Origin of the sequence: Methylobacterium sp. 4-46 (genome assembly GCF_000019365.1) — a bacterium.
GTDB lineage: Bacteria > Pseudomonadota > Alphaproteobacteria > Rhizobiales > Beijerinckiaceae > Methylobacterium.
In genome coordinates, this window is the sequence record NC_010511.1 from 5,511,245 (window position 1) to 5,535,936 (window position 24,692).

Annotated in this window: 21 protein-coding genes; 13 read left to right on the forward strand and 8 right to left on the reverse strand. The window is 74.0% G+C overall.

All coding sequences use genetic code 11. The features are described 5' to 3' along the window. Positions 1-51 precede the first annotated feature (51 nt). Positions 52-936, reverse strand: a complete 885-nt coding sequence (locus tag M446_RS24200) for a DUF4399 domain-containing protein (RefSeq protein WP_012334745.1) — start codon at positions 934-936, stop codon at positions 52-54. A gap of 215 nt (positions 937-1,151) precedes the next feature. On the opposite strand from M446_RS24200, the gene M446_RS24205 reads away from it, so the two are divergent. Both M446_RS24205 and M446_RS24210 read left to right on the forward strand, forming a co-directional pair. Further along, positions 1,152-2,759: an SUMF1/EgtB/PvdO family nonheme iron enzyme gene (locus tag M446_RS24205; protein ID WP_012334746.1), complete on the forward strand. Its 1,608-nt coding sequence runs from the start codon at positions 1,152-1,154 to the stop codon at positions 2,757-2,759. 95 nt (positions 2,760-2,854) lie between these two features. After that, a complete protein-coding gene (locus M446_RS24210; protein ID WP_012334747.1) occupies positions 2,855-3,985 on the forward strand; it encodes a M20 family metallopeptidase in 1,131 nt (376 codons plus the stop codon). Positions 3,986-4,140: 155 nt separating this feature from the next. Here the strand turns inward: M446_RS24210 and M446_RS24215 are convergent, their stop codons facing one another. The 4 genes from M446_RS24215 to M446_RS24230 form a co-directional block, all read right to left on the reverse strand. Next, the gene (locus M446_RS24215) at positions 4,141-5,187 is read right to left on the reverse strand and encodes an HD-GYP domain-containing protein (RefSeq protein WP_012334748.1); all 1,047 of its coding nucleotides are present in this window, start codon (positions 5,185-5,187) and stop codon (positions 4,141-4,143) included. A 97-nt stretch (positions 5,188-5,284) separates the two neighbouring features. Beyond that, positions 5,285-5,773, reverse strand: coding sequence for an RrF2 family transcriptional regulator (locus tag M446_RS24220; RefSeq protein ID WP_012334749.1), 489 nt, complete (start codon positions 5,771-5,773; stop codon positions 5,285-5,287). Positions 5,774-5,780: 7 nt separating this feature from the next. After that, on the reverse strand, positions 5,781-6,269 hold the full coding sequence (dut, locus tag M446_RS24225) for a dUTP diphosphatase (protein ID WP_012334750.1): 489 nt from the start codon (positions 6,267-6,269) through the stop codon (positions 5,781-5,783). A 232-nt stretch (positions 6,270-6,501) separates the two neighbouring features. Then, on the reverse strand, positions 6,502-7,152 hold the full coding sequence (locus M446_RS24230) for a GntR family transcriptional regulator (protein WP_012334751.1): 651 nt from the start codon (positions 7,150-7,152) through the stop codon (positions 6,502-6,504). Between the two features lie 129 nt (positions 7,153-7,281). Between M446_RS24230 and M446_RS24235 the strand changes: the two genes are divergently transcribed. From M446_RS24235 to M446_RS24265, 7 genes are all read left to right on the forward strand, one after another. Further along, complete coding sequence (locus M446_RS24235; RefSeq protein WP_012334752.1) at positions 7,282-8,598, forward strand: MFS transporter; 1,317 nt, start codon at positions 7,282-7,284, stop codon at positions 8,596-8,598. Between the two features lie 11 nt (positions 8,599-8,609). Next, the gene (locus tag M446_RS24240) at positions 8,610-9,290 is read left to right on the forward strand and encodes a DUF2848 domain-containing protein (protein WP_012334753.1); all 681 of its coding nucleotides are present in this window, start codon (positions 8,610-8,612) and stop codon (positions 9,288-9,290) included. A gap of 20 nt (positions 9,291-9,310) precedes the next feature. Next, positions 9,311-10,123, forward strand: coding sequence for a hypothetical protein (locus M446_RS24245; RefSeq protein ID WP_012334754.1), 813 nt, complete (start codon positions 9,311-9,313; stop codon positions 10,121-10,123). Continuing rightward, on the forward strand, positions 10,120-11,427 hold the full coding sequence (locus M446_RS24250; RefSeq protein ID WP_012334755.1) for an amidase: 1,308 nt from the start codon (positions 10,120-10,122) through the stop codon (positions 11,425-11,427). The genes M446_RS24245 and M446_RS24250 overlap by 4 nt, the downstream gene beginning before the upstream one ends. A 125-nt stretch (positions 11,428-11,552) precedes the next feature. Further along, the gene (locus M446_RS24255; protein WP_012334756.1) at positions 11,553-12,662 is read left to right on the forward strand and encodes an asparaginase; all 1,110 of its coding nucleotides are present in this window, start codon (positions 11,553-11,555) and stop codon (positions 12,660-12,662) included. 146 nt (positions 12,663-12,808) lie between these two features. Further along, positions 12,809-13,711, forward strand: coding sequence for a GGDEF domain-containing protein (locus M446_RS24260; RefSeq protein ID WP_012334757.1), 903 nt, complete (start codon positions 12,809-12,811; stop codon positions 13,709-13,711). Between the two features lie 303 nt (positions 13,712-14,014). Beyond that, positions 14,015-14,707 carry a response regulator transcription factor gene (locus M446_RS24265; protein ID WP_012334758.1) on the forward strand — a complete coding sequence of 231 codons (693 nt, stop codon included), beginning with the start codon at positions 14,015-14,017 and terminating at the stop codon, positions 14,705-14,707. A 34-nt stretch (positions 14,708-14,741) separates the two neighbouring features. Here the strand turns inward: M446_RS24265 and M446_RS24270 are convergent, their stop codons facing one another. After that, positions 14,742-15,911, reverse strand: coding sequence for a DNA topoisomerase IB (locus M446_RS24270; protein ID WP_012334759.1), 1,170 nt, complete (start codon positions 15,909-15,911; stop codon positions 14,742-14,744). Positions 15,912-16,138: 227 nt separating this feature from the next. Here M446_RS24270 and M446_RS24275 point away from each other — a divergent pair, with 227 nt between their 5' ends. Together M446_RS24275 and M446_RS24280 are read left to right on the forward strand one after the other, a co-directional pair. After that, positions 16,139-17,278, forward strand: a complete 1,140-nt coding sequence (locus tag M446_RS24275) for a glycosyltransferase (protein WP_012334760.1) — start codon at positions 16,139-16,141, stop codon at positions 17,276-17,278. After that, complete coding sequence (locus tag M446_RS24280) at positions 17,275-17,973, forward strand: class I SAM-dependent methyltransferase (protein WP_012334761.1); 699 nt, start codon at positions 17,275-17,277, stop codon at positions 17,971-17,973. Before M446_RS24275 ends, M446_RS24280 begins: the two co-directional genes overlap by 4 nt. Before the next feature lie 259 nt (positions 17,974-18,232). On the opposite strand, the gene M446_RS24285 is transcribed toward M446_RS24280, so the two are convergent. After that, positions 18,233-19,393: a patatin-like phospholipase family protein gene (locus M446_RS24285; RefSeq protein ID WP_012334762.1), complete on the reverse strand. Its 1,161-nt coding sequence runs from the start codon at positions 19,391-19,393 to the stop codon at positions 18,233-18,235. A gap of 261 nt (positions 19,394-19,654) precedes the next feature. Between M446_RS24285 and ispG the strand changes: the two genes are divergently transcribed. Both ispG and M446_RS24295 read left to right on the forward strand, forming a co-directional pair. Next, the gene (gene ispG / locus M446_RS24290; protein WP_012334763.1) at positions 19,655-20,941 is read left to right on the forward strand and encodes a flavodoxin-dependent (E)-4-hydroxy-3-methylbut-2-enyl-diphosphate synthase; all 1,287 of its coding nucleotides are present in this window, start codon (positions 19,655-19,657) and stop codon (positions 20,939-20,941) included. A gap of 193 nt (positions 20,942-21,134) precedes the next feature. Beyond that, positions 21,135-23,108 (forward strand): potassium transporter Kup, encoded by a 1,974-nt coding sequence (locus tag M446_RS24295; RefSeq protein WP_012334764.1) that lies wholly within the window; start codon positions 21,135-21,137, stop codon positions 23,106-23,108. Positions 23,109-23,180: 72 nt separating this feature from the next. Here the strand turns inward: M446_RS24295 and M446_RS24300 are convergent, their stop codons facing one another. Then, on the reverse strand, positions 23,181-24,536 hold the full coding sequence (locus M446_RS24300; protein ID WP_012334765.1) for a glycosyltransferase: 1,356 nt from the start codon (positions 24,534-24,536) through the stop codon (positions 23,181-23,183). Positions 24,537-24,692 lie beyond the last annotated feature (156 nt).

A 24,692-nucleotide genomic window follows, 5' to 3' on the forward strand; every position in this document is an offset into this window, starting at 1 on the left:
CCATTCCATCCCCCGGCCCGGGCGGATGTGATGGACCGCACCCGGGGCGCCTCAGCCGTAGCGGCCCCGCCGCGGCGCCCGCGCCCGGGGCGGCCGGCCCGAGGCGGTGACGAGGACGCGGATCGGCTTGGAATAGATCGGCGGATCGTGCGGGACGTGGTCCTCGTCGGCGAGCAGCAACTGCAGGGTGTGGCGGCCGAGCGGCAGCGTCACGCGCGCCTCGGTCTGGCCCGCGCCGAAATGCAGGTGGTTGAAATCGTTGGGAATCGGCCGGTCGAAGGGCGGCAGCGGCGTGTCGATGAGCAGGTGGTGGTGGCCCGTATTGGCCTTGACGATCCCGGCCGGCGCCACGCCCATGTTGATGAGACCGAACCGGACCAGGACGGTGCGCGGCACCGTGGCGCCGTTCACCGGGCTCGCGATGTAGACCTTGGCGCCCTTGGCCGAGGCCCGGCGCTGCCCCGGCGGTCTCGGCCCGGCCGCGACGCCGCCGGCGCCGCCCTCCCGCACCACCACCCGGATCTTCTCCGACATGATCGGGGGCGAATGCGCGATGTGCTTGTGGTCGCCGAGCAGGAGCTGCAGCGTGTGCTCGCCCGGAGGCAGGTTCAGCTCGGCCTCGGTCTGACCCGCGCCGAAATGCAGGTGGTTGAAGTCGTTGGGGATCGGCTCGGAGAGGTTCGGCAGGTCGGTATCGACCAGCAGGTGGTGGTGGCCGGCATTCTCCCGCGGCACGCCCGCCGGCGCCACGCCCATGCCGTGCAGGCCGAAATGGATCGTGGTCCGGGTCGGCAGCACGCTCCCGTCCTTGACGTCGACGAAGTAGACGCTCGCGCCGGCCGGCGCCGGGGAGGGTCCGCCCCGCGGCGCCTCCTGGGCGATGCCGGGGTGCGGCAGGAACAACAGCAGTGCCGGCAATAGCCTGGTGAGTCGCATCGCCCTCTCCTCCGGGTCAGCCACGACGCCGAAATGTCACCCAATAATCGGTCCCACGCAAAGCACAGTGCCTCTTTTTACTGCTCCTCGTTCAGTCGAGATGTGCTTTGATAAGCGGCAAAATGCCGCAATCACAGTTTTTCCCTACCACGCCGGAGCGATTCGTTGTTGGCTGTGCTGCGGGTCGCGCGATGACCTGGGTGTGCGAGTCGAGCATGGGACGGACCGGACCGGCCGGTGCGGCGCTTGCGGCGGCGAGGAGCCTCGTCCTCCTCCTGTGCCTCGTCCTCGGGCCGGGACCGGCGGCGGCGCAGGGCCGCGCGGTGGTCCTCGAAGCGAGCCCGCGCATCGCTCTCGTCATCAGCAACTCGGCCTATTCGGGCGGGGGCGATCCCCTCGGGACCAACCGCTCCGCCCGCCTCGTCGCGGAGGAGCTGGACCGGCTCGGCTTCGTGGTGGAGGCCGGGGAGAATCTCACCAAGGCGCAGATGCAGCAGCGCGTCGCCGAGGTCGCGGCCCGGATCGGGCGCAGCTCCGTGGTGGTGTTCTTCTACAACGGCTACGCGATCCGCTCGGGCCAGCAGAATTTCCTGATCCCGGTCGGGGCCAGCGTGCGCTCCGAGGTTCAGGTGCGCCAGGAGGGGCTCGACCTCGACTCGATCCTCGCCGAGTTCACCCGCCGCGGGGCGGCGACCCGGATCGTCATCGTGGACGCGGCCCGGCGCAACCCGTTCGAGGAGACGTTCCGGCGCCCGCCCGAGGGCTTGGCGGCCCTCGACATGCGCGACGGCACGCTGGCGATCTTCAGCGCCGCCCTCGACAAGCCGCCGGAGGAGGCCGACGACGGCGGCCTGTTCGTGCGCGAGCTCCTGCGCCAGATCGCGGCCCCGGGCGTGAGCGCCGAGCAGGGCTTCGCGCGCACCCGGATGGCGGTGGCGCGGGCGACCGGGGCGCGGCGCGTGCCCTGGGTCTCCTCCTCCCTCCTCGACGACGTCTTCTTCGCGACGCCGGGCGCGGCGCCTCGCCCGCCGCCCGCCGGCCCGCCGCCGGTGGCCGAGGCGCCCTCCCCGCCCCCGGCCTCCGAGCGCGCGGCGGGCGAGGGGCCGAGGCCGGGCGAGACCTTCCGCGACTGCCCGACCTGCCCGGAACTCGTCGTGGTGCCGGCGGGCGACTTCGTGATGGGCGGGGACGCGGAGTACGAGAAGCCCGCCCACCGGGTGACGATCCGGCGCCCCTTCGCGATCGGCCGGCACGAGGTGACCTTCGCGCAGTGGGATGCCTGCGTGGCCGCGGGCGGCTGCAAGGGCGACATCGACGACCACGGCTTCGGGCGCGGCGACCGACCGGTCATCGACGTGAGCTACGACGACGTGCAGGGCTACCTGCGCTGGCTGTCCGCGCAGACGCGCCGGACCTACCGCCTGCCGAGCGAGGCGGAGTGGGAATACGCGGCCCGCGCGGGCGCGACCTCGCCGTTCTGGTGGGGGCCGGCGGCGGGCAGCGGGCGGGCGAATTGCGAGGATTGCAGCCAGGCTCCGTCCCACCGCACCGTCGCGGTGGGCTCGTACCGCCCCAACGCCTTCGGGCTGTTCGACACCGCCGGCAACGCCGCCGAGTGGGTCGAGGATTGCTGGAACATGAGCTACCGGGGGGCGCCGACCGACGGCGCGGCGTGGCGCACGGGCCAGTGCGACCTGCGCGTCCTGCGCGGCGGCTCCTTCACGGCCCGCTCGGCGCTCCTGCGCTCGGGCTCGCGCTTCCGCTACGACCACGACATCCGCTACTACGCCAACGGGTTCCGGGTGGTGCGGGAGCTCCCCTGATCCGCACCGGGCCGGGGCCGGCCTGCGCCACATCGCCCCTTGCGGCGGGCCGGGCGGCGGGGGATGGGCAGGCTTTCGTCCCCGAGGAGCCCCCGATGTCCCCCGAATCCGCCGCCCCGTCGCCCGAGGAGGCCGTCGCCGCGATCAGCCGCTGGCTCTCGGTCGAGAGCCCGACCCACCACGCGGCCGGGGTCAACCGGATGATGGACCTCGTCGCCGACGAGGCCGAGGCGACCGGCATCCCGTGGGAGCGGATCGGCGGCACGCAGGGCCTCGGCGACAGCCTGATCCTGCGGGCCGGGCCGCGGACCGGGGAGCCCGCCCTCCTGGTCCTGTCGCACCTCGACACGGTCCATCCGGTCGGCACCCTGGCGGAGCTGCCGGTGCGGGTCGAGGGCGACCGGCTCTACGGGCCGGGCGTGTACGACATGAAGGGCGGGGCGTGGCTCTGCCTGCAGGGCTTCATCGCCGCGGCGAAGGGCGGGCAGGCCCGGCGGCCCCTCGTCTTCCTGTTCACGAGCGACGAGGAGATCGGCTCGCCGACGACCCGCGGGCTGATCGAGGATCTGGGGCGGCGGGCCGAGGCGGTGCTGGTGACCGAGCCCGGCCGGGACGGCGGCCGGGTGGTCACGGGCCGCAAGGGCGTCGGGCGCTTCGACATCCACGTGGAGGGGCGCCCCGCCCATGCCGGTAGCCGCCACGCGGAGGGGCGCAACGCGATCCGCGAGGCCGCCCGGCTGATCCTGGAGATCGAGGCCCTGACCGACTACGCGCGCGGCATCACCACCACGGTCGGGCTGGTCCAGGGCGGCACCGCCGAGAACGTGGTGCCGCAGCATTGCCGCTTCACCGCGGACCTGCGGGTGGTGACGGAGGAGGACGGGCGGGCCTGCGTGGCGCGCCTCCGCGGCCTGCAGGCCGCGCCCGACTTCACCGTGACGGTGACCGGCGGCATGAACCGCCCGCCCTATCCGCGCTCGGACCTGACCGGCCGGCTCTTCGCGCAGGCGCGCGCCATCGCCGAGCAGGAGCTCGGCCTCGCCCTCGGCGAGGTGCCGCTGACGGGCGGCGGCTCGGACGGGAACTTCACGGCGGCGCTCGGCGTGCCGACCCTCGACGGCCTCGGCATCGACGGGGACGGCGCCCACACGCTGTGGGAGTACGGCCTGATCTCCTCCATCGCGCCGCGGCGGCGGCTGATGCAGCGGATGCTGGAGACGCTGTGATCCGAAATCCGACGGATTGCGTCGCAATGCGGATTTCGGCTTCGCTCAAGCGCCGCGCCGGCTCGTGATCCGACGGATTGCGTCGCAATGCGGATTTGGCGCAGCCCGCGCCCCGTCCGGGCCCCCTCGGGGTCCGGGAACGAAGGGCCGGGCCGTCACGCCGCCCGCGTCGCCGGCCGGTCCTCCACGAGGGCGACCACCTCGTCCCAGCGCGACAGGAAGGCCCGCACGCAGGCCGGGTCGAAATGCCGGCCCGCCTCCTCCTCCAGGAAGGACCGGGCCCGGTCGAGCGGCCAGCCCGGCTTGTAGACCCGGTCCGAGATCAGCGCGTCGAACACGTCCGCCACCGCGGTGATGCGGCCCGGCAGCGGGATCGCCTCGCCTTTCAGGCCGCGCGGGTAGCCGGTCCCGTCCCAGCGCTCGTGGTGGGTCAGCGCGATCTCGGCGGCGAGGCGCAGGAGCCGGGACGGGCTGTCGCTCAGCATCCGGTAGCCGCGCAGGGCGTGCTCCATCATCTCGACCCGCTCGGCCTCGCTCAGGGGCCCGGGCTTGCGCAGGATCGCGTCCGCCACCCCGATCTTGCCGATGTCGTGCATGGTCGAGGCCAGCGCGATGTCGTTCGCCTCCTCCTCCGGGAGGCCGAGCCCGTCCGCGATGGCGATGACGCAGCCGGCCACCCGGGTGAGGTGGCCGCCCGCCTGATCGTCCCGGTACTCCGCCGCCAGCATCAGGCGGTGGATGATCTCCCGCTCCCGCTGGGCGCTCTGCGCGTGCACCCGCCGCATCTCGCGGGCGAGGTCCTCCGCCTCCGCGGCGCCCGCCTGGGCCCGGGACAGGGCGACGAGGTTGCGGGCGCGGATCTGCAGGTCGAACCCGTCGAGGGGCGGCAGCACCACGTCGGTGGCGCCCGCTTCGAGGGCGCGCCGCCGCGCCGCGCCCGGCTCGCCGCTGCCCAGCACCATCAGGGAGGTGCGCACGAGGTGCGGCAGGCGGCGCAGGTCGCGCACGAGGCCGATCGCGTCGAGGCGGGGCCCGTCCTCGATCAGCACGAGGTCGGTGCCCTGATCCGCCAGGGCGCTGCGGGCGGCCTCGGCCTCGCCGAGGACCAGGGTGGCGTAGGCGGGGGCGAAGAGGCGCGAGAGCTGCGCCGGATCCGGCCGTGCCGTGACGATGACGACGGAGGGGTCCGCGGCGGAAGTCATGGCGTGTCTGGGATCCCGTGCCGGGCCGTCGGGTGCGGCGGCATCAGCGAAATGTCGCCGAGTTTGCTGAAGCGATCTTTAAAGCATGTTTTGGCGGTCAGATGGCGAAATCGCTGCCGCTGGGCAGGTCCGGGAAGATCCTGGCCGCCTCGGCCCGTCGGCAGAGCTCCTCCACCGTCACCGCGTCGAGGGTCGCGAGGAAGGCCTGCCCGGCCGCCGCGAGGAGCGGGTCGATCAGCCCCGCCGCCGGCGCCGGCCTGCCCGCCTCGCCGTCGCCGAGGGCCAGCACCGCCCTGGCGATGTCGCCGACGCGGATGCGGCGGCGCTCGCGGGCGAGTTCGTAGCCGCCATGCGGGCCGCGCAGGCCCTTGAGCAGCCCGTGCCGGACCAGGGCCTGCAGCACCGTCTCGAGGTGGCGCGGGGGCAGGCCGTGGCGGGCCGCGAGGGCCCGGGCGCTGACCGCCTGCGGCCGGGCGTGGAGCGCGATGTCGATCACCGCCGCCACCGCGAGCGCGAGGCGCGGGGGCGCCAGCGCCGGCGGGGCCGCGCCGGCGGGCTCCTGCGGGCTGGTCGAGGCCTCCCCCATCGCGCCCTCAGTGCCGCCCCGTCGAGCCGAACCCGCTCTCCCCCCGCGCCGCCGCCTCGCCCGAGAAGGTCTCGACGAGGCGCAGGGCCGGCCGGGTCACCCGGGTGAAGACGAGCTGCGCCACGCGCTCCCCCGGCGCGATGGTGAGCGGCCGGGACGCGCCCGGCGGGTTGCGGTTCCAGAGCGAGAGCATCAGGGGCCCCTCGTAATCGGCGTCGATCACCCCGACCGTGTTGCCGAGGACGAGCCCCTCCCGGTGGCCGAGCCCCGAGCGGGGACAGACCAGGCCGCACCAGCCGGGATCGCGGATCGCCACCGCGAATCCGGCCGGCACCAGGACCGGGGCGGCCTGCGGGGCGAGCGTCAGGGGCGCGTCCAGGCAGGCGTGCAGGTCGAGCCCCGCCGCCTGCGCCGAGCCCCAGCGCGGGAACCCCCACCCGGAGAGCCGCGGATCGAGGAGGCGGATCTCGACCGCGAGGTCGTCGGGCCCGGTCATGCGCCGCCCCGCCACCGCATTCCGCCCCGGTGCCGCGGTCGGGCGCATCGGCCGGAGGGCAGGTCGGGCATGGGCGAGCCTCGCGCTGGCATCGCCCGGCGGCGCGCCGGATCCGGCGCGGACGATGCGGTCAGGTATCCGGTGATGGGCGCGGCCCGGCCGGGCCGCCCCGCGGCGCCCTTATGCCCCGGCCGCGCGCCCGCGGCTACACCCCCGGGAGGGGGAGCCGGCCTCAGCCGAGCCGCGCGGCGAGGGTGCGGGCGAAGGACTCGATATGCGCCGTCATGGCCGCCGCGGCGTCCGACGGGGAGCGCCGGGCGAGGGCGTCGCGGATCGCCGCGTGCTCCACCGCCACCTCCGCGAGGTGCTGGCCGGTGCCGAGGGACAGGGCCCAGAAGCGCACCGATCGGCCGTGCAGCCCGTCCAGCACCTCGGCCAGGACGCGGTTGCCGCTCGCCGCGGCGATCGCCGCGTGGAAGCGCCGGTCGGCCTCGATGATCGGGTCGAGGTCGGGCGAGGGCGCGGCCGGGGCCTCGGCCAGCACCGCGTCGAGCCGGGCCAGATCCGCCGCGCCGATCCGCTCGGCCGCCCGCGCCGCGCAGGCCGGCTCGGTCAGCCGGCGCACCTCGACGAGCTGCGCGAACTCGTCCATCGAGAGCGGCTGCACCAGGACGCCCTTGCGGGGCAGGATCCGCACCAGCCCCTCGTGCATCAACCGGTGCAGCGCCTTGTTCACCGGCGTGCGTCCGATGCCGAATTCCGCGCAGAGGGCCGCCTCGTTGAGCGCCTCGCCGGGCTTCAGCCGGAGGGCCAGGATGTCGCCCTTCAGGCGCCGGTAGGCCCGCTCGTTCTCCGAGATAATGGGGGGATCGCCCGCTCTCATCCGCTCACCGCTCCCGCAGCGCGGCCGCGCCATAGCACGGTTTGTGAAATTTCACAGGCATGCTAATTGCGAGGCCAAGCGCCGATCGGCCCCGTCCGGGCGGGGGGAGAAGAGCGCGGGAGAAGTGCGATGATGCGGGGAGACGAGGTGAGCGCGGCCGAGCTGGAGGAGGGTTACCGCGGGGCGACCCTGCGGCTGATCCCCTTCCTGGTGATCCTGTTCATCCTGGCCTGGATCGACCGGGTGAATGTGGGCTTCGCCAAGCTGCAGATGCTGACCGACCTGCGGTTCAGCGAGGCGGTCTACGGCTTCGGGGCGGGGATCTTCTTCGTCGGCTACTTCCTGTTCGAGGTGCCGAGCAACCTGCTCCTGGAGCGCATCGGCGCGCGCCGGACGCTGGCGCGGATCACCATCCTGTGGGGGCTCGCCTCGATGGGCCTCGCCTTCGTGCGCGACGAGTGGACGTTCTACGCCGTGCGTTTCCTGCTCGGCGTGTTCGAGGCGGGCTTCTTCCCGGGCGTGGTCCTCTACCTGACCTACTGGTTCCCGAGCGCCCGGCGCTCGCGCATCAACGGCCTGTTCATGACCTCCTTCGCGGTGGCCGGGATCGTCGGCGGGCCGGTGGCCGGGCTGATCATGGGCACGATGGGGGGCGTCGGCGGCCTCGCCAACTGGCAGTGGCTGTTCATCCTGGAGGGGATCCCCTCGCTCGTCGCCGGGCTCGCGGTGCTCGCCTGGCTGCCGGACCGGCCCGAGAGCGCGCGCTGGCTTCCCGCGCCGGTCGCCGCCGCCATGAGCGCGGCGGTGGCGGCGGAGGGCCGCGCGGCCGGCAAGGAGGCGCATCTCGGGGCGGCCCTGCGCGACGGCCGGGTCTGGCTCTGCGCGCTGATCTACTTCTGCATCGTCAGCGGCAACGCCACCATCGCGTTCTGGACGCCCTCGATCATCAAGGAGATCGGCGTGCGCGACCCGATCGCCATCGGCCTCCTCTCGGCGATCCCCTTCGTCGCCGGCACGGCCGCGATGGTCTGGAACGGCGCGCATTCCGACCGCCGCCGGGAGCGGCGCCTGCATTGCGCCGGCGCGAGCCTGGTCGCCGCCGCGGGCCTCGCGGCGACGGGCGCCCTGATCGGCCAGGCCGTCCCCGCGCTGGCGGCCCTCACGGTCGCGGCGATCGGCATCCTGGCGGCCTTCCCGGTCTTCTGGGCGCTGCCGCAGACCTTCCTCTCCGGCACCGCCGCGGCGGGCGCCATCGCGGCGATCAACGCGATCGGCAACCTCGCGGGCTTCGCCGCGCCCTCCATGATCGGCCTGTCCACCTCCCTCACCGGCTCGTCCAGCGGCGGGCTCACCGTCGTGGCCGGCCTCGAACTCCTGGCCGCCATCCTGGTCTTCGGCTTCGCGCGCTGGCAGGAGGAATCCGCGCCCGAACCGGCCATTCCATGAGGAACCCCGCGATGCTGACCTTCCACCGCAGCGCCCGCGGGCGCGAGGACCGGATCGCCATCGAGCCCGAATCCGTGGTGATCGCCGGCTGGGCCGGGAGCGACGAGGCGGCGATCCGCCACCACATCGAGGAACTGGCGGCGATCGGCGTGCCGCGCCCCTCGGCGGTGCCGGTCTATTACCGGGTCGCGGCCCAGACCCTCACGCAGGCGGCGCGCCTCGTCGTGCTCGGTCCCGACACCTCCGGCGAGGCCGAGCCGGTGGTGGTCTCGCTGGCGGACGGGCTCTGGCTCGGGCTCGGCTCCGACCACACCGACCGCAAGGCCGAGACGCTCGGCATCGCCCTCTCGAAGCAGCTCTGCGGCAAGCCGATCGGCACCGGCCTGTGGCGCCTCGACGAGGTCGAGCCGCACTGGGACGCCCTGGTGCTGCGGGCCTACGCGACGATCGACGGCGCGCGGGTGCTCTACCAGGAAGGCGCGCTCGCCGGCCTGCGCCGCCCGAGCGACCTCCTGGCACGCCGGCCCGGCGGCCCGGACCTGCCGCCCGGCAGCGTGATGTTCGGCGGCACCCTCGCGGCCATCGGGGGCATCCGGCCGGCCTCGCGCTTCGAGATCGAACTGGAGGATCCGGTGCGCGGAAAGCGCCTCGGCCACGCCTACGACGTCGAGGTGCTGCCGGTCGTGTCCTGAGGCGGCGGGAGCGGCAGGGGATGCTCGCCGGGGCGGAGATCGTCGCCACCGCCGCCAAGATGGCGGCGAGCGCGGCCGTGGTGGTGGTCGCCGCCCGGGCGGTCGAGCGCGCCGGGCCCCTCGTGGCGGCGATGATCGCGACGCTGCCGCTCTCGGCCGGGCCCGCCTACCTGTTCCTCGCCCTGGAGCACGGGCCGGATTTCCTGCGCGCGAGCGCCGTCGCCAGCCTGCCGGCCATCGCGGCGACCGGGATCCTGATCGTGGTCTACGCCGCCCTGGCCCGCCGCGGCGGGCTCGCCCTCAGTCTCGGGGCGGGGCTCCTGGCCTGGGGCGCGGCCGCCACGGCCCTGCGCCAGCTCGCGCCCGGCCTCGCCCCGGCGGCCGGCCTCGCCGCCCTGGCGCTCCTCGCCTGCATGGCGGCGGGGCGGGCGATCCGCCCCGCCCGGCCGGTGCCGCGGCGGCCCGGACGGCCCCGCGACGTGGCGATCCGGGCCGGGATCGTCATGGGCCTCGTCGGCCTCGTGCTGCTGGCCGGCCGGGTGGCGGGCCCGGGCCTCGCCGGTCTGCTGGCGCTGGCCCCGGTCGTGATGGTGAGCCTCGCGCTGATCCTGCATCCGCGCCTCGGCGGGGAGGCGAGCGCCGGCGTGCTGGTCCTCGGCCTGCCCGGACTCCTCGGCTTCGTGGCGGCCCTCACGATCCTCGCCCTGACGGTGGAGCGCCTGGGGGCGGCCTTCGGCCTGACGCTGGCGCTCCTCGTGACCCTCGCCTGGAACGGGGGCATCCTGCTCCTGAACCGCCTCTGGCCCTCTCGCCCCTCGGAGACCGTCCCGTGAACCCGACCCCCGCGAGCCCGACCCCCGTGCGCGACGACCTCGAGCGCCGCCTCGCCGCCATCGGCGAGGAGGCGGGGCGCCACGTCTTCACCCGCGTCGCCGCCCGGGCGGCCCGCGCCGAGGCCGACGCCGCCGATGCGCGGCGCCGGGCCGGGCTCTCCCTCGGGCCGCTCGACGGCGCCATCGTGTCGATCAAGGACCTGTTCGATGTCGCGGGCGAGCCGACCACGGCGGGCTCCGCCATCCGGCGCGCCAGCCCGCCCGCCGCCGCGGACGCGCCGGTCGTGGCGCGGCTGCGCCGGGCGGGCGCCGTGATCGTCGGCAAGACCAACATGACGGAATTCGCCTTCTCGGGGCTCGGCCTCAACCCGCATTACGGGACCCCGGGCAACGCCGCCGATCCGGCCCGGCTGCCGGGCGGCTCCTCCTCGGGAGCGGGGGTCTCGGCGGCCCTCGGCACCAGCGACGTCGCCATCGGCACCGACACGGGCGGGTCGGTGCGGATCCCGGCCTCCCTCAACGGGGTCGTCGGGTTCAAGCCCACCGCCCGGCGCGTGCCCCTGGCGGGCGCCTTCCCGCTGAGCCCCTCCCTCGACTCGATCGGGCCGCTCGCCCGCAGCGTCGCGGCCTGCGCGGCGGCCGACGCCGTGATGGCCGGGGAGGAGCCGGCGCCGCTGCGCCCGCCCGCCCTCGCCGACCTGCGCATCGGCGTGCCCCGCGGCCTCCTCTTCACCGACACGGATCCGGGCGTGGCGGCCGACGTCGAGGCCGCGCTCGGCCGCCTCGCGGCGGCGGGCGCCCGCATCGCCGACATGACGATCGACGACCTGCTGGAGCGCTTCGCCCTCGCCACCGCGGCGGCGCCCATCGCCTCGGTCGAGGCCTACGAGGTCCATGCCGACTGGCTCGATCGCGAGGGGGCCGGGATGGATCCGCGGGTGCGGGTGCGCATCGAGCGCGGGCGCCCGGTCGGCGCGGCGGCCTACCTGCGCATGATGCGCGCCCGGGCCGAGCTGATCCGGGCCTGCGACGCGCGCCTGCTGCCCTTCGACGCCGTCGCCCTGCCCACCACCGCGATCCCGGCGCCGACCATCGCCTCGGTGGCCGAGGACGACGAGGCCTTCTCGCGCACCAACGTCCTGATGCTGCGCAACACCATGGTGGGCAACCTGTTCGACCTCACCGCGCTGTCGCTGCCGCTGCCGGGCCGCGCCCTGCCGGCGGGGCTGATGCTGCTCGCCCGCCACGGCCACGACCGGCGCCTGCTCGAGATCGGGGCCGCGATCGAGGCCTGCCTCGGCTGACGGGCAGCCCGCGCGGCCGCCCCGGCCCGCGCCGGGATTCCTCCCGCTTCCGTCGGGGCCGGGGGCCGCTATGGTGGCCGGCGCGCCGCAAGGCCGCTCCCGGTCCCAAACGGAAGATCGCCCCGATGCCCCACGCCCCCCTCCGCCGGTGCCTCGCCGCGCTCCTGCTCGGCGCCCTGCCCCTCGCCGCCCCCGCGCTGGCCCTCGAAGCGCCGCAGCCCGAGGCGGCCGCCCCTTCCGCCGCCCGCAAGGCGAGCATCGTGATCCTGGCCACCGGCGGCACCATCGCCGGGGCGGGCGCCGATGCCAGCAACAGCGCCACCTACCAGGCCGCCAAGGTGCCGGTGGACAAGCTCATCGCCGCCGTGCCGGCGCTCGGCGAAGTCGCCGCCGTGCGGGGCGAGCAGGTCTTCCAGATCGCCTCCGAGAGCTTCACCAACGCGCAGCTCGTCACCCTCGCCAAGCGCGTGGCCGACCTCGTGAAGCGGGACGACGTCGACGGCGTCGTCGTTACCCACGGCACCGACACCCTGGAGGAGACCGCCTACTTCCTCGACCTCGTCGTGCCGACCGACAAGCCGATCGTGGTGGTGGGCTCGATGCGGCCCTCGACCGCCCTCTCGGCCGACGGCGCCCTCAACCTCATGGACGCGGTCGCCACGGCGGCCTCGCCGGATTCCCGCGGCAAGGGCGTCCTCGTCACCATGAACGACGAGATCCAGGCCGGCCGCGACGTGACGAAGCGCGTCAACATCAAGCCGAGCGCCTTCTCCAGCCAGTGGGGGCCGCTCGGCATGGTGGTCGAGGGCAGGACCTACTATTTCCGCGCCCCGGTGAAGCGGCACGGCACCAGCTCGGAATTCGACATCGCGGCGATCGACGCGCTGCCCGAGGTGGCGATCGTGTACGGCGCGGGCAACATGAACCCCGCCCCCTACGCGGCGGCCGTGCAGGCGGGCGCCAAGGCGATCATCCACGCGGGCACCGGCAACGGCTCGGTGGCCGGCTACCTCGTCGACACCCTCAGGGACCTGCGCCAGCGCGGCACGGTGATCATCCGCTCGTCGCGGGTCGGCGACGGGTTCGTCCTGCGCAACGCCGAGCAGCCCGACGACCGCTACGACTGGGTCGTCGCCCACGACCTCAATCCGCAAAAGGCAAAGATCCTGGCCGCCGTCGCCCTCACGCGCACCAGTGACAGCAAGGAGCTGCAGCGCATCTTCTGGCAGTACTGACCGGTGAAACCGGGGCCGGAGGCCATCCCCCCTTGGGTCGCCCCGGCCCGCTCGTCTTGAGACGGCGTTAATCAACCTGCGCGATGGTGCGGCGGACTGAGAACTACCCGCCCGCGCCCCGGACGGGCCATCGCGCAGGGGACGTCATGCACATCGTCGTCGTCGATCCGAGCCGGGTCGTGCTGAAGGTGATCGGCGGGCTGCTCGACCCGCGCGGCCACACCGTGAACACCTTCACGGATTCGCGCGAGGCGCTCGACTACGTGACCGCCAACGAAGCCGTCACGGCGCTGATCACCAGCCTGGAGGTGCGGCCGCTGACCGGGCTCGAACTGTGCTGGTCGGCCCGCCTGCTGGCGGAGGCGCACCGCCCCCTCTACATCATCGCGATGTCCTCGGCCCGCAACGCCCGCAACCTCGCCGAGGTGCTCGACAGCGGCGCCGACGACTTCATCGACAAGCCCCCGGGCGGCGAGGAGCTCTACGCCCGGCTGCGGGCCGCCGAGCGCGTGACCCGGATGCAGCGCGAGCTGATCCGCCTCGCCGAGACCGACTCGCTCACGGAACTCCTGAACCGCCGCGCCTTCGTGCAGCGGGTGGCCGAGATCGCCGGGCGCGCGGGCAACCATGGCAAGCTCGCCCTCGTCGTCGCGGACATCGACAATTTCAAGCGCATCAACGACGAGCACGGCCACGCCCTCGGCGACGTCGCCATCCAGGGCGTGGCGACCGCCCTCTCGGAGGTGCCGGACTCGCTCGTCGGGCGCCTCGGCGGCGAGGAATTCGGCGTCGCCCTCCCGGGCCGGAGCCTGGAGGAGGCCGAGGCCATCGCCAACCGCCTGCGGCTGCGCTGCACGCAGCTGCGCTTCAAGGGCCGGCACGGCCCGGTCCAGCTCAGCTGCAGCTTCGGGGTGAGCGCGTGGTCGGAGGGCGAGACGATCGAGGGCCTGCACAAGCGGGCCGACATTGCCCTCTACGAGGCGAAGGCGACCGGGCGCAACCGCGTGGTCTCCGCCTTCACGGACCTCGTCCTCGCCCGCGCGGGCTGAGGCCCCTCGGTAAACGCCCACGATAGCGCCGCCCCCCGGTGAGCGCCTATCGAGGGCGCGGTCACCGCCCGTCCGTTCCGAACTGGCACAGGTGCCGGGCGCCCATCCCGGAACGTTCCCGCATGCGAGCCCGACTTCGCCGGACAGAACCGGCCTCGCGGGTCGCGCGTAAACCATAGCAACCGACAATTTCCCTTGAGTCTCCGTGCGGCGCGGTCCGCCGCGCCGCGGTTGGAACGCCGCTTGATCATCACACTCCGTCAACCAGGCGCGTGTGCCGCGCCGAGACGGAGGCAGAACGGCATGAGTGACGCCGTGAATGTGCTGATCATCGACGAGCCGCCGGATCTCGGGGCGGCCTTCCGCGCAACGCTGGAACATCATCCCGAGCTTCGGACGCTGGATGAATCCGGCCTGCGCGCGGGCTCCGGGGGCCTGCTGCTCGACGGCGTCGCCCTCGTCTTCTCCGCGCGGAGCGCGAGCGCCGTCGCGGCGCTGCGGGAGCGCCACCCGCGCCTGAAGGTGCTGGTCGCCTTCCTGGCCGCCGACGCGGCGACCCTGACCCAGCTCGCCGCGTCGGGCGCCGACGCCTTCGTGGCGCGCTCGGCCTCGCCGCGGGAGATCTGCGCCGCGATCCTGGCCCTCGCCCACGGCATGCCGCTCGGCGGCGCGGTCCCGGAGGCGGTCGGGACCGAGGAGGTGGCCGCGAGCCTCGGCCTCACCCCCCGGGAGGCCGAGGTGCTGCGCTTCCTCAGCGCCGGGTTCAGCAACAAGGAGGTGGCGCGCCGCCTCACCGTGAGCGTGCGCACCGTCGAGACGCATCGCCTCAACCTGCGCCGCAAGACCAAGACCGGGCGGCTCAAGGACCTCGTCCAGCTCGCCCGGCAGATGGGCCTCGCGCCGGTGATCGACACCGAGCCGTCGAGCCATCGGCCGGCCGTGGCGGGCCGCAGCGCGCGCCACGGCAGCTCGTCCCACGCGGCGGCCCCCCATTGAGGCGGGGCCGCCGCGGAATGGCCGGAGCGGCCCGTCAGGCCGCCCGGCGGGCAGCCGCGCGGGTCCTGCCCGCTCCCTTGCGACTCCTCTGCGCCGCGGGCCCCTCGGCGGGCGCGTCCGCCGCCAGCCGCCCCTGGAGCAGAGCCAGCACGGCGGTCTCCTCCGGCCGCAGCCGGTGGATGTCCTCCCGCAGCTCCGCCTCGATCTCGTCGCGCGCCCGCAGCAGGAAGCTCCCTTCGAGGTAGGAGCCGAGGATCTCCGGGTGGATGTAGCACTTGCGGCAGATCGTCGGCGTGTTGCCGAGCCGCTCGGCCACCCGCTCGATGGCGCTGCGCACGTTGCGCTTGGCCGCCGCCTGGCTGTCGAAGGTCTCGAATTCCCGCAGCGCCAGGGCCGCCAGCACCGTGCCCGACCAGGTGCGGAAATCCTTGGCGGTGATGTCCCGGCCGGTGATCTCCCGCAGGTAGGCGTTGACGTCGGCCGAGGTCACGTCGCGCTGCACCCCGTCCTCGTCGAGGTACTGGAACAGCTCCTGGCCCGGCAGGTCCTGGCAGGCCTTCACGATCTTGGCCACGCGCCGGTCGCGCAGGGCCAGCTGCCAGACCTTGCCGCTCTTGCCCTTGAAGCGGAATTTCAGCTCCGCGCCCTCGACGTTCACGTGCGGGTCGCGCAGGGTCGTGAGCCCGAAGGAGCGGTTGGCGCGGGCGTAATCGTCGTTCCCGACCCGGATCAGCGTGGTCTCCAGCAGGTGGACCACCGTGGCGAGCACCTTCTCCCGCGGCAGGCCCCGCCGGCCCATATCCTCCTGCACCCGCGCCCGCAGGGCCGGCAGCGCCCGCGCGAAGTCCATCATGTGGGCGAACTTGGTCGAGTCCCGCGCCTCCCGGAACTGCGGATGGTAGCGGTACTGCTTGCGGCCGCGATCGTCCCGCCCCGTCGCCTGGATGTGCCCGTTGGGATGCCGGCAGATCCAGACATCCGTGTAGGCCGGCGGGATCGCCAGGGCCCTGATGCGCTTGAGCACCGCCTCGTCGCGGACCGGCCGGCCGTCCGGGTCGATGTAGCGGAAGCCGCGCCCGTTGCGCTTGCGGCGATAGCCGGGCTCCTCGTCGCTGACGTAGCGCAGCCCGATCTCGCGGGCGGCCTCGCGCGGGTCGGCGCGACCCTCCGGCGCGGACGGCGCGGTCTCGGGATCCGACGGCATGCGGGGCCTCGCTCGGCAGGACGCAACGGGTGGATGCTCAACCGTGGCGTGCCGCGGCGGGTTCCTGCGGCGGGATGGTCGGGGCGGGCAGGATGCCGCCGCAGCCTCGCGGCGACCCGCCGCGCGCCGGCGCGCGGGCGAGGCGTCCCGTCCGACCTTCCGGCCCGCCGGCGGTTTCCCCCGGCGGTCCTCCGGGTTAGGGAGGCGGGCGAGAGCAGGAGAGCCGCGTGACCGCAGCCGAAGGCCAGAAGACCATCGCGTTCGTCGTCACGGAGGATTGGTTCTTCGCCTCGCACTTCCTGCCCATGGCCCGGGCCGCCGTCGCGGCCGGGCACCGGGTCGCGGTGGTGACGCGGGTGCGCGACCATCGCGGCGCGATCGAGGCCGCGGGCGCCCAGGTGGTGGCCCTGGAGGCCGAGCGGTCGAGCCTGAACCCGATGAGCGCGGGCTACGCCGCAGGCCAGCTCGCCGCGCTGCTGAAGGCCCTGCGGGCCGACCTCGTGCACTGCGTCGCGCTGCGCGGCATCCTGGTGGGCGGCGCCGCCGCCGCCCTCGCCGGCATCCCCCGGCGCGTCTACGCGCTCACCGGGCTCGGCCTCCTGGGCGCCCGGCAGGACCGCGCCGCGCGCCTCGCCCGGGGGGCGCTGCGCCACCTGATCCGCGGGCCGCTGGAGACCCGGGCGACCCGCTACCTCGTGGAGAATCCCGACGACGCGGCGCTCCTCGGCCTCGACCCGGCCGAGAGCCGCGTCACCCTGGTGGGCGGCGCCGGGGTCGATCCGCGGGCCTTCGCGCCGACGCCGCTGCCGCCCCTGCCGCCCCTGCGGGTCGCCCTCGTCGCCCGCATGCTGTGGTCGAAGGGCGTCGACACCGCCGTGGAGGCCGTGCGCCTCGCCCGCGCCGGCGGCGCGCCGGTCGAACTCGCCCTCTACGGGGCGCCCGACCCCTCGAACCGCCGGGCGATCCCGGAGGCGACCCTGCGGGGCTGGGCCGGCGACGGCGTGGCGTGGCACGGGCCGACCGCGGACGCGGCCGGCGCCTACGCGGCCGCGCAGGTCGGCTGCCTGCCCTCCCGCGGCGGCGAGGGCCTGCCCCGCACCCTGCTCGAAGCCGCCTCCTGCGGCCGGGCCATCGTCACCACGGACGTGCCGGGCTGCCGCACCCTCGTGCGCGACGGGATCGAGGGCCGGCTCGTCCCGCCGGACGACCCCGCCGCCCTCGCGGCCGCCCTGGCGCGCCTCGCCGCCGACCCGGCGCGGGTCGCCGCCATGGGCGAGGCCGCGCGCCGGCGCATCCTCGAGGGCGGCTTCACCGAGGAGGCGGTGGCCTCGGCGGTCGCCCGCCTCCACGCCGCGATGCTCGCGTGACGCCGCGCCCCGTCCCGGATCCGGAGGCGTCCGCCCTGCGCGAGCCGCTGCGCTTCATCCGGGCCAACACCGCCCTGCGGCCGGTGCCGCACGCGCCGGAGATCCGCCTCCACGTCGCCGACGAGGCCACGGAGCTGTGGAGCCGCACCGAGGAGGAGCTGGGCGAGATCGGCCTGCCCCCGCCCTTCTGGGCCTTCGCCTGGGCGGGGGGCCAGGGGCTTGCCCGCTACGTCCTCGATCACCCCGAGACGGTGCGGGGCGCCCGGGTGCTCGACTTCGCCTCCGGCTCCGGCCTCGTCTCCATCGCGGCCGCGCGCGCGGCCGCCGCCGCCGTCGAGGCGAGCGACCTCGATCCCTTCGCGCTGGCGGCGATCGGCCTCAACGCCGCCGAGAACGGCGTCGCCGACCGGGTCCGGGCCGTCGCCGGCGACCTCATCGGCCGCGACGAGGGCTGGGACTGCGTGCTCGCCGCCGACATCTTCTACGAGCGCGACCTCGCGGCCCGGGTCGGCGACTGGCTCGCCGCCCTGCAGGCGAGGGGGGCCCGCGTCCTCCTGGGGGATCCGGGCCGGGCCTACCTGCCGGCGGCGCGGCTCGACAGGCTCGCCACCTACGCGGTGCCGGTGAGCCGCGCCCTGGAGGATGCCGAGATCAAGCGCACCGGGGTGTGGCGCTTCGCGCCGGACGGCGCCTGACGCCGACGGCCGTGTCCGTCGGCCGTCGGCTCCGGTCTCGAATCGCCGCCAAGGTGAACGTGTCTCGCCGAGCCGATGGCTCGTGTCGCGCATGCGAGAGGGCCGACGGCCCGGTGCGTCGACATCCGGGGCCGTCGGGACGAGGCGAGTCATTCGACATCCGACGGATTGCGTCGCCATGCGGATGTCGGCTGCGCTCAGGCGCCGCGCTCGGGCGCCGCGCGGGCTCGTGATCCGGGATCCGCTGCGATCAACCGGATCACCCGTACATGGCGCGCAGGTCGAGGCTGCTCTCGCGCCCGACCGCGTCGAAATGCTGGTCGAGCCACGCCCGCGCGGCCGCGCGCCCGGCGTCGCGCAGGCGCAAGAGGAACGGCCACTGCGCCTTGAGCTTCGTCGCCGCGGTGTAGTCGTCGAGTTCGCCGCTGCCGTCGATCCGGTGCAGCCGCAGCGGCCGGTAGCCCTCGGTCGCCAGCGCCCCCTCGTCGACCAATCCCTGCACGAAGTCGATCGCCCGCAATTCCCGCAGGAGATTGCCGTTGAAGGTGATCTCGTTCAGGCGGTCGCGTATCTCCTGGGGCGTGCGCGGCGTCTCGCGCCGCTCGACCGGGTTGATCTGGATCAGCAGGATGTCGCGGGTCTCGGCCCCGTGATAGAGGGGGTAGAGGGGCGGGTTGCCGAGATAGCCCCCGTCCCAGTAGGGCACGCCGTCGATCTCCACCGCCTGGAACACGGTCGGCAGGCAGGCCGAGGCCATGACGTGGTCGGCCGTCAGGTCGCGGCCCTCGAAGACCGCGATCTTGCCCGTCCAGACATTGGTGGCCGAGATGAAGAGCGGCGGCGCGTTCTCGCGGCGCAGCGCCTCGAAATCCACCGTGTCGGTCAGCGCCCGCTTGAGCGGGTTGATGTTGAGCGGATTGGCCGCGTAGGGGCTGGCGAGGCTCGCCCAGACCTCGGCGAGCGGGGTGCGCCGCCACAGGCGCAGCATGCCGTCGAAGGCGCGCTGCTGGCTGTGCGGCAGGTCGCCGTCGAGGCTCACCTCCCGCCAGAAGGCTTCGAGCTGCGCCCGCGCGCCCTCGGGCCCGTCCTTCAGCCAGCCATGCGTCATCACCACGGCGTTCATCGCCCCGGCGCTCGCCCCGGTGATCGCCTCGAAGGCGAGGCGGCCGTCCTCGATCAGGGCGTCGAGCACGCCCCACGTGAAGGCGCCGTGGGCGCCGCCGCCCTGCAGGGCGAGGGCGATGCCCTTCTCGGCCCGCGGCCCCGCGAGGCGCCGGCCGGGCGACGCGTCCGGGCGGCTCCCGGGATCGCGGGCGGCCTCGACGCCGACCGGATCGGCCCCGACGGGGCCGGCGGAGGCGGCGCCGGCGGCGCCGGCGGAGGCGACGGAGAGGCGGGTTCTGTCGAGCGTGTCGGTCATGGCCTGCCACCGATTGTTGCGCTGCAATACAAGATGGTGCGATGCACAGGCGGCGCAAGCCTCCCGCCCGGTCGGCGCCTCGACAGGAGAGGGGCGATAGGTCATGAAGCGGGCGGGCCTCTCGGGGCCATCTGCCCGGGCGGGCCTCGCGCGGCCGGGAGGATGAGGCGTGCGCGCCGTCACAGACTTGACGCCGGCCGCGCGCAGGATCAGCTAAACCGCTTGACGCCGGAGCGGGAACCGCCCGGCACGAGGGATCCGATGCAACCCATGGAAGCTTCCGCCGCGCCCGAGATCGCAGGCCCGGCGCCCCGGCACGGCACCGTCGGCGTGCGGATCGGCGAGGGCGAGGGCGCCGTCACGATCGGCGGCGGCGCGCCCATCGTCGTCCAGTCGATGACGAACACCGACACGGCGGACATCGACGCCACCGTGGCGCAGGTCGCCGCGCTCGCCCGCGCCGGCTCCGAGATCGTGCGCATCACCGTCGACCGCGACGAGGCCGCCGCCGCGGTGCCGAAGATCCGCGAGCGCCTGGACCGCATCGGCGTCCACGTGCCCCTCGTCGGCGACTTCCACTACATCGGCCACAAGCTCCTCTCCGACCACCCGGCCTGCGCCGAGGCGCTCGCCAAGTACCGGATCAATCCGGGCAACGTCGGCTTCAAGGAGAAGAAGGACCTCCAGTTCTCGACCATCGTCGAGATGGCGGCCCGGTACGGCAAGGCCGTGCGCATCGGCGCGAACTGGGGCTCCCTCGACGAGGCGCTCCTCACCCGCCTGATGGACGAGAACGCCCGCAGCGAGCGACCGGTCGATGCCCGCGCGGTGATGCGCGAGGCCATGGTGCAGTCCGCCCTCCTCTCCGCCGACCGGGCGGTCGAGATCGGCCTGCCGAAGGACCGCATCGTGCTCTCCGCCAAGGTCTCGGCGGTGCAGGACCTGATCGCGGTCTACCGCGAGGTCGCCCGCCGCTCGGACTACGCGATCCACCTCGGCCTGACCGAGGCCGGCATGGGCACCAAGGGCATCGTCGCGGCCTCGGCCGCCATGGGCGTGCTCCTGCAGGAGGGCATCGGCGACACGATCCGCTACTCGCTCACCCCGGAGCCCGGCGGCGACCGCACCGTGGAGGTGAAGGCCGCCCAGGAACTGCTCCAGACGATGGGCTTCCGCACCTTCGTGCCCCTCGTCGCCGCCTGCCCGGGCTGCGGGCGCACCACCTCGACGGTGTTCCAGGAACTCGCCCGCGACATCCAGAACTGGATCGCGACCTCGATGCCGGAATGGCGCAAGACCTATCCGGGCGTCGAGACCCTGAACGTGGCGGTGATGGGCTGCATCGTGAACGGCCCGGGCGAATCGAAGCACGCCGACATCGGCATCTCGTTGCCGGGAACCGGCGAGAGCCCCTCCGCCCCCGTCTTCATCGACGGCAAGAAGGCGATGACCTTGCGCGGGGCCACCCTTGCCAAGGATTTCGAAACCATCGTCATCGACTACATTGAGCGCCGATTCGGCCAGGGCCGGCGGAGCGCGGCGGAGTAACCTTGCGCCGCCCCGGCGGCGCAACGCGCGGACGGGGCGGAAAGCTAGGCATGTGCACAGCCGCATGCTATGATCCGGGCGATTTCGAGGCCGGGTTCGCCACGCGCCCGGCCCCCAAAGGCCTCGTGCCGCCGAATGGCCCTGACCCATGCCCGGCGGCCCCTGCCGCTCGCGGGCGGACCCTCGATCAGCTATGACGCAGTCAGCCGCACCCGCGGGTGGGCGCCCCGGCGCCCCGCCCGAATCCCTGACCCCGCCGAGCGGCGGTCCGCCCACCCCCGCCGGCAGCGTCGATGAGCCCGAGGGCCACGTCGCGACCCACGCGAAGTTCTGGACGCTGTTCATTGGCTCGATCGGCGTCGTCTACGGCGACATCGGCACGAGCCCGCTCTACGCCTTCCGGGAGGCCCTGGCCCCCGGCCGCGCCGACGGGGTGCTGAGCCAGGAGGAGGTGCTGGGCACCGTCTCGCTGCTGCTCTGGGCGCTGATCCTGATCGTCACCATCAAGTACGTCCTGCTGCTTCTGCACATGGACAACAAGGGCGAGGGCGGGATCCTCTCGCTGATGGCGCTCGCCCGCAAGGCGCTGGGCGGCTCGCGGACCGTCTTCCTGCTGGGGCTGCTCGGGGCCGCCCTGTTCTACGGCGACGCCATCATCACCCCGGCGATCTCGGTGCTCTCGGCGGTGGAGGGCCTGAAGCTCGTCACGCCGGCCTTCGACCACTACGTGCTGCCGATCACGATCGCCATCATCGTGCCGCTCTTCCTGGTGCAGAGCCGCGGCACCGGGCGGATGGCGAGCTTCTTCGGGCCGATCACGCTGGTCTGGTTCCTCGCCATGGCGGTGGCGGCGGTGCCGCACATCCTGCGCCGGCCGGACGTGCTGCTCGCCCTCAACCCGCTGCACGCGGCGACCTACCTGGTCAGCCACGGCGCCGGCGCCCTGGTGGTGCTCGGCGCAGTCTTCCTGGCGGTGACGGGGGCCGAGGCGCTCTTCGCCGATCTCGGCCATTTCGGCCGCCGGCCGATCCAGGCCGCCTGGAGCGCGGTGGTGGGGCCGTCCCTGGCCATCAACTATCTGGGCCAGGCGGCCCTGGTCCTGACCTACCCGGACGCGTCGGACCCCTTCTTCCAGCTCGTGCCGGAATGGGCGCTGCTGCCGATGGTGATCCTCGCCACCGCCGCCACGGTGATCGCCAGCCAGGCGGTCATCACCGGCGCCTTCTCGCTGTCGCGCCAGGCGGTGCAGCTCGGCCTGCTGCCGCGGCTGGAGATCCGCCACACCTCCGAGGCGCATTCCGGCCAGATCTTCCTGCCGCAGATCAACCTGCTGCTGATGGTCGGCGTCGTGGTGCTGGTCTTCCTGTTCCGCTCGTCGAGCGCCCTGGCCTCGGCCTACGGCATCGCGGTGACCGGCACGATGCTGATCACGGCGAGCCTCGCCTTCCTGGTCCTGTGGCGCTTCTGGAACTGGTCGCCGCTGGCGGCCGGCGCCGTCATGGTGCCGTTCATCGCCATCGAGATCATGTTCCTGGTCTCGAACCTGCTCAAGGTCTTCGAGGGCGGCTACGTGCCCCTGATGCTGGCCGGCGTGCTGCTGCTGCTGATGTGGACCTGGGTGCGCGGGGTCACGATCCTGTTCAACAAGACCCGCAAGACCGATGTGCCATTGGTCGAGCTGGTCAGCATGCTGGAGAAGAGCCCGCCCCACCACGTCAAGGGCACGGCGGTGTTCCTGACCAGTGACCCCGAGACCGCCCCGGCGGCTTTGCTGCACAACCTCAAGCACAACAAGGTGCTGCACGAGAAGAACGTCGTGCTCACCGTGAAGACGATCGACCTGCCGCGCCTCGCCGATGCCGACCGGATCCGCATCGAGCCGATGGGCCCGCATTTCTGGCGGGTGGTGATGAAGTTCGGCTACATGGAATCGCCGAACATCCCGAAAGGGCTGGCGCTGCTGCGCAAGCAGGGCTTCAAGTTCGACATCATGGCGACGTCGTTCTTCCTGTCCCGCCGCTCGATCCGGCCGGCCGCGCAATCCGGCATGCCGCTCTGGCAGGACCGCATCTTCATCGCCCTCGCCCGCAACGCCAACGACGCGACCGACTTCTTCCAGATCCCGACCGGGCGCGTGGTCGAAGTCGGCACGCAGGTCACGGTGTAGGGCGAGGCGCGCCGCCCCCCGCCCGTCCTCGGGGGCGTTGCGGGCACCGGTCGGCGCAGGCCCGGGGCGGGCTCACCCACCCGCCGCGACGCCGTCGAGCACCGCCAGGATCTCGCGCCCGGTGTCGTACCGGGCGAAGCAGGCCGCCAGGGCGCGCGCCCGCGCCCGGTAGGCGGGCGCGTCGAGCACCGCGTCGACGGCCCGGCGCAGGGCAGCGGGCTCCTGGCCCGAAGCGGGACTTTGGCTCGAAGCGGGACTTGGGCCCGAAGCGGGACTTGGGCCCGAAGCGGGACTTGGGCCCGAAGCGGGACTTGGGCCCTCCTCGCGCAGGAAGATCCCGGCCCCCGACCAGCCGACGCGCGCCCCGACCTCGGCCTTGTCCTCGGTGAGCCCGGCCGAGACGATCGGCACCCCCGCCTGCAGGGCCGCCAGCACCGTGCCGTAGCCGCCATTGGTGACGAGGGCATCGACCCGCGGCATCAGCTCGGCGAAGGGCAGAAAGGTCGCCGCCCGCGCATTGGCCGGCAGCGGGACCCGGATCGCGTCCAGGGGCCGCCCGCCGGTCGTCGCCACCACGAGCACGTCGTCCCGGTCGGCGAGGGCGCGCAGCGTCGGCTCGACCAGCTCGCCGAAATCCTCGTTGGCGAGGGTGCCCTGCGTCACCAGGACGACGCGCGAGGCGCCGTCGAGGTCGGACCACCAGGCCGGACGAGGCCCGGAGACCGGCGGCGGGGGCAGCGCGCCGACGAAGCGGATCGAGGGCGGCAGCGGCGCGAAATCGTACTCGAAATCCGGGATCGTCAGCTGGATGACCGCGTCCGGCAGGGTGAGGATCGAGTGGGTCAGCGAGGCCGGCAGCCCCGGCAGTCCCATCCGGGCGAGCGCCGCGTCCGCCGCGGCGCGGACCGGGCCCGTGAAGGCGCGGTCGACCTGCGCCCGGATCGCCGCGTAGAGCGCCCGCTCGGCCTCGTCCCGCGCCGGGGGCAGGCCGGGGCCGAGCGGCGCGCCGTCCGGTCGGTCGAGGAACAGGAAGCTGATGTTGCAGGTCACCACCGGCGGCCGCTCCCGGCGGTCGAGGAGGAGCGGCAGCACGCCGAGGAACAGGCTCCCGGCCACCACCGCGTCCGGCCGCTCGGCCGCGATCAGCGCGCGCAGGGCCTTGGCCTGGCCCGGCATGCTGTCGATGAAGCGCCGCTCGAATTCCCGCCGGCCGCGCTCCGGCCCGGGCGGCAGCGAGGTCTCGCGGTACTCGGGCGCGTGGTCGTCCGCGTAGGCCGCGCAGCGGAAACCCGCCGCCTCCACCCTCCCCCGCATCGCCGCGGAGGTGAGCACCACCACCTCGTCCCCGCGGGCGGCCGCGATCCGCGCCACCGCGAGCAGGGGGTTGACGTGTCCGGTCAGGGGCGTCGCCGCCAGGATGAGTTTCATCGCCGTCTCCCGATCTCCCGGATCGATGGGGTACCCCATCGCGGGGCCCGCGCCGGGTGCGCAGGTCTCCGTTCCGCCTAGGGCATTTTCCGACGAAGTGGATGCCGGTTCGTCGCAGAAAATGCTGCAAGATCAAAGACCTAGAGCAGTACCCGA

Excerpts from the sequence above, each read along its gene's own strand:
- M446_RS24205 (WP_012334746.1), top strand. The coding sequence starts at position 1,152 with ATGGGACGGACCGGACCGGCCGGTGCGGCGCTTGCGGCGGCGAGGAGC.
- M446_RS24200 (WP_012334745.1), bottom strand. The coding sequence starts at position 936 with ATGCGACTCACCAGGCTATTGCCGGCACTGCTGTTGTTCCTGCCGCAC.
- M446_RS24295 (WP_012334764.1), top strand. The coding sequence starts at position 21,135 with ATGACGCAGTCAGCCGCACCCGCGGGTGGGCGCCCCGGCGCCCCGCCC.
- M446_RS24300 (WP_012334765.1), bottom strand. The coding sequence starts at position 24,536 with ATGAAACTCATCCTGGCGGCGACGCCCCTGACCGGACACGTCAACCCC.
- M446_RS24235 (WP_012334752.1), top strand. The coding sequence starts at position 7,282 with ATGATGCGGGGAGACGAGGTGAGCGCGGCCGAGCTGGAGGAGGGTTAC.
- M446_RS24215 (WP_012334748.1), bottom strand. The coding sequence starts at position 5,187 with ATGACTTCCGCCGCGGACCCCTCCGTCGTCATCGTCACGGCACGGCCG.
- dut (WP_012334750.1), bottom strand. The coding sequence starts at position 6,269 with ATGACCGGGCCCGACGACCTCGCGGTCGAGATCCGCCTCCTCGATCCG.
- M446_RS24255 (WP_012334756.1), top strand. The coding sequence starts at position 11,553 with ATGCCCCACGCCCCCCTCCGCCGGTGCCTCGCCGCGCTCCTGCTCGGC.
- M446_RS24265 (WP_012334758.1), top strand. The coding sequence starts at position 14,015 with ATGAGTGACGCCGTGAATGTGCTGATCATCGACGAGCCGCCGGATCTC.
- M446_RS24240 (WP_012334753.1), top strand. The coding sequence starts at position 8,610 with ATGCTGACCTTCCACCGCAGCGCCCGCGGGCGCGAGGACCGGATCGCC.
- M446_RS24245 (WP_012334754.1), top strand. The coding sequence starts at position 9,311 with ATGCTCGCCGGGGCGGAGATCGTCGCCACCGCCGCCAAGATGGCGGCG.
- M446_RS24210 (WP_012334747.1), top strand. The coding sequence starts at position 2,855 with ATGTCCCCCGAATCCGCCGCCCCGTCGCCCGAGGAGGCCGTCGCCGCG.
- ispG (WP_012334763.1), top strand. The coding sequence starts at position 19,655 with ATGCAACCCATGGAAGCTTCCGCCGCGCCCGAGATCGCAGGCCCGGCG.
- M446_RS24260 (WP_012334757.1), top strand. The coding sequence starts at position 12,809 with ATGCACATCGTCGTCGTCGATCCGAGCCGGGTCGTGCTGAAGGTGATC.
- M446_RS24230 (WP_012334751.1), bottom strand. The coding sequence starts at position 7,152 with ATGAGAGCGGGCGATCCCCCCATTATCTCGGAGAACGAGCGGGCCTAC.
- M446_RS24270 (WP_012334759.1), bottom strand. The coding sequence starts at position 15,911 with ATGCCGTCGGATCCCGAGACCGCGCCGTCCGCGCCGGAGGGTCGCGCC.
- M446_RS24220 (WP_012334749.1), bottom strand. The coding sequence starts at position 5,773 with ATGGGGGAGGCCTCGACCAGCCCGCAGGAGCCCGCCGGCGCGGCCCCG.
- M446_RS24285 (WP_012334762.1), bottom strand. The coding sequence starts at position 19,393 with ATGACCGACACGCTCGACAGAACCCGCCTCTCCGTCGCCTCCGCCGGC.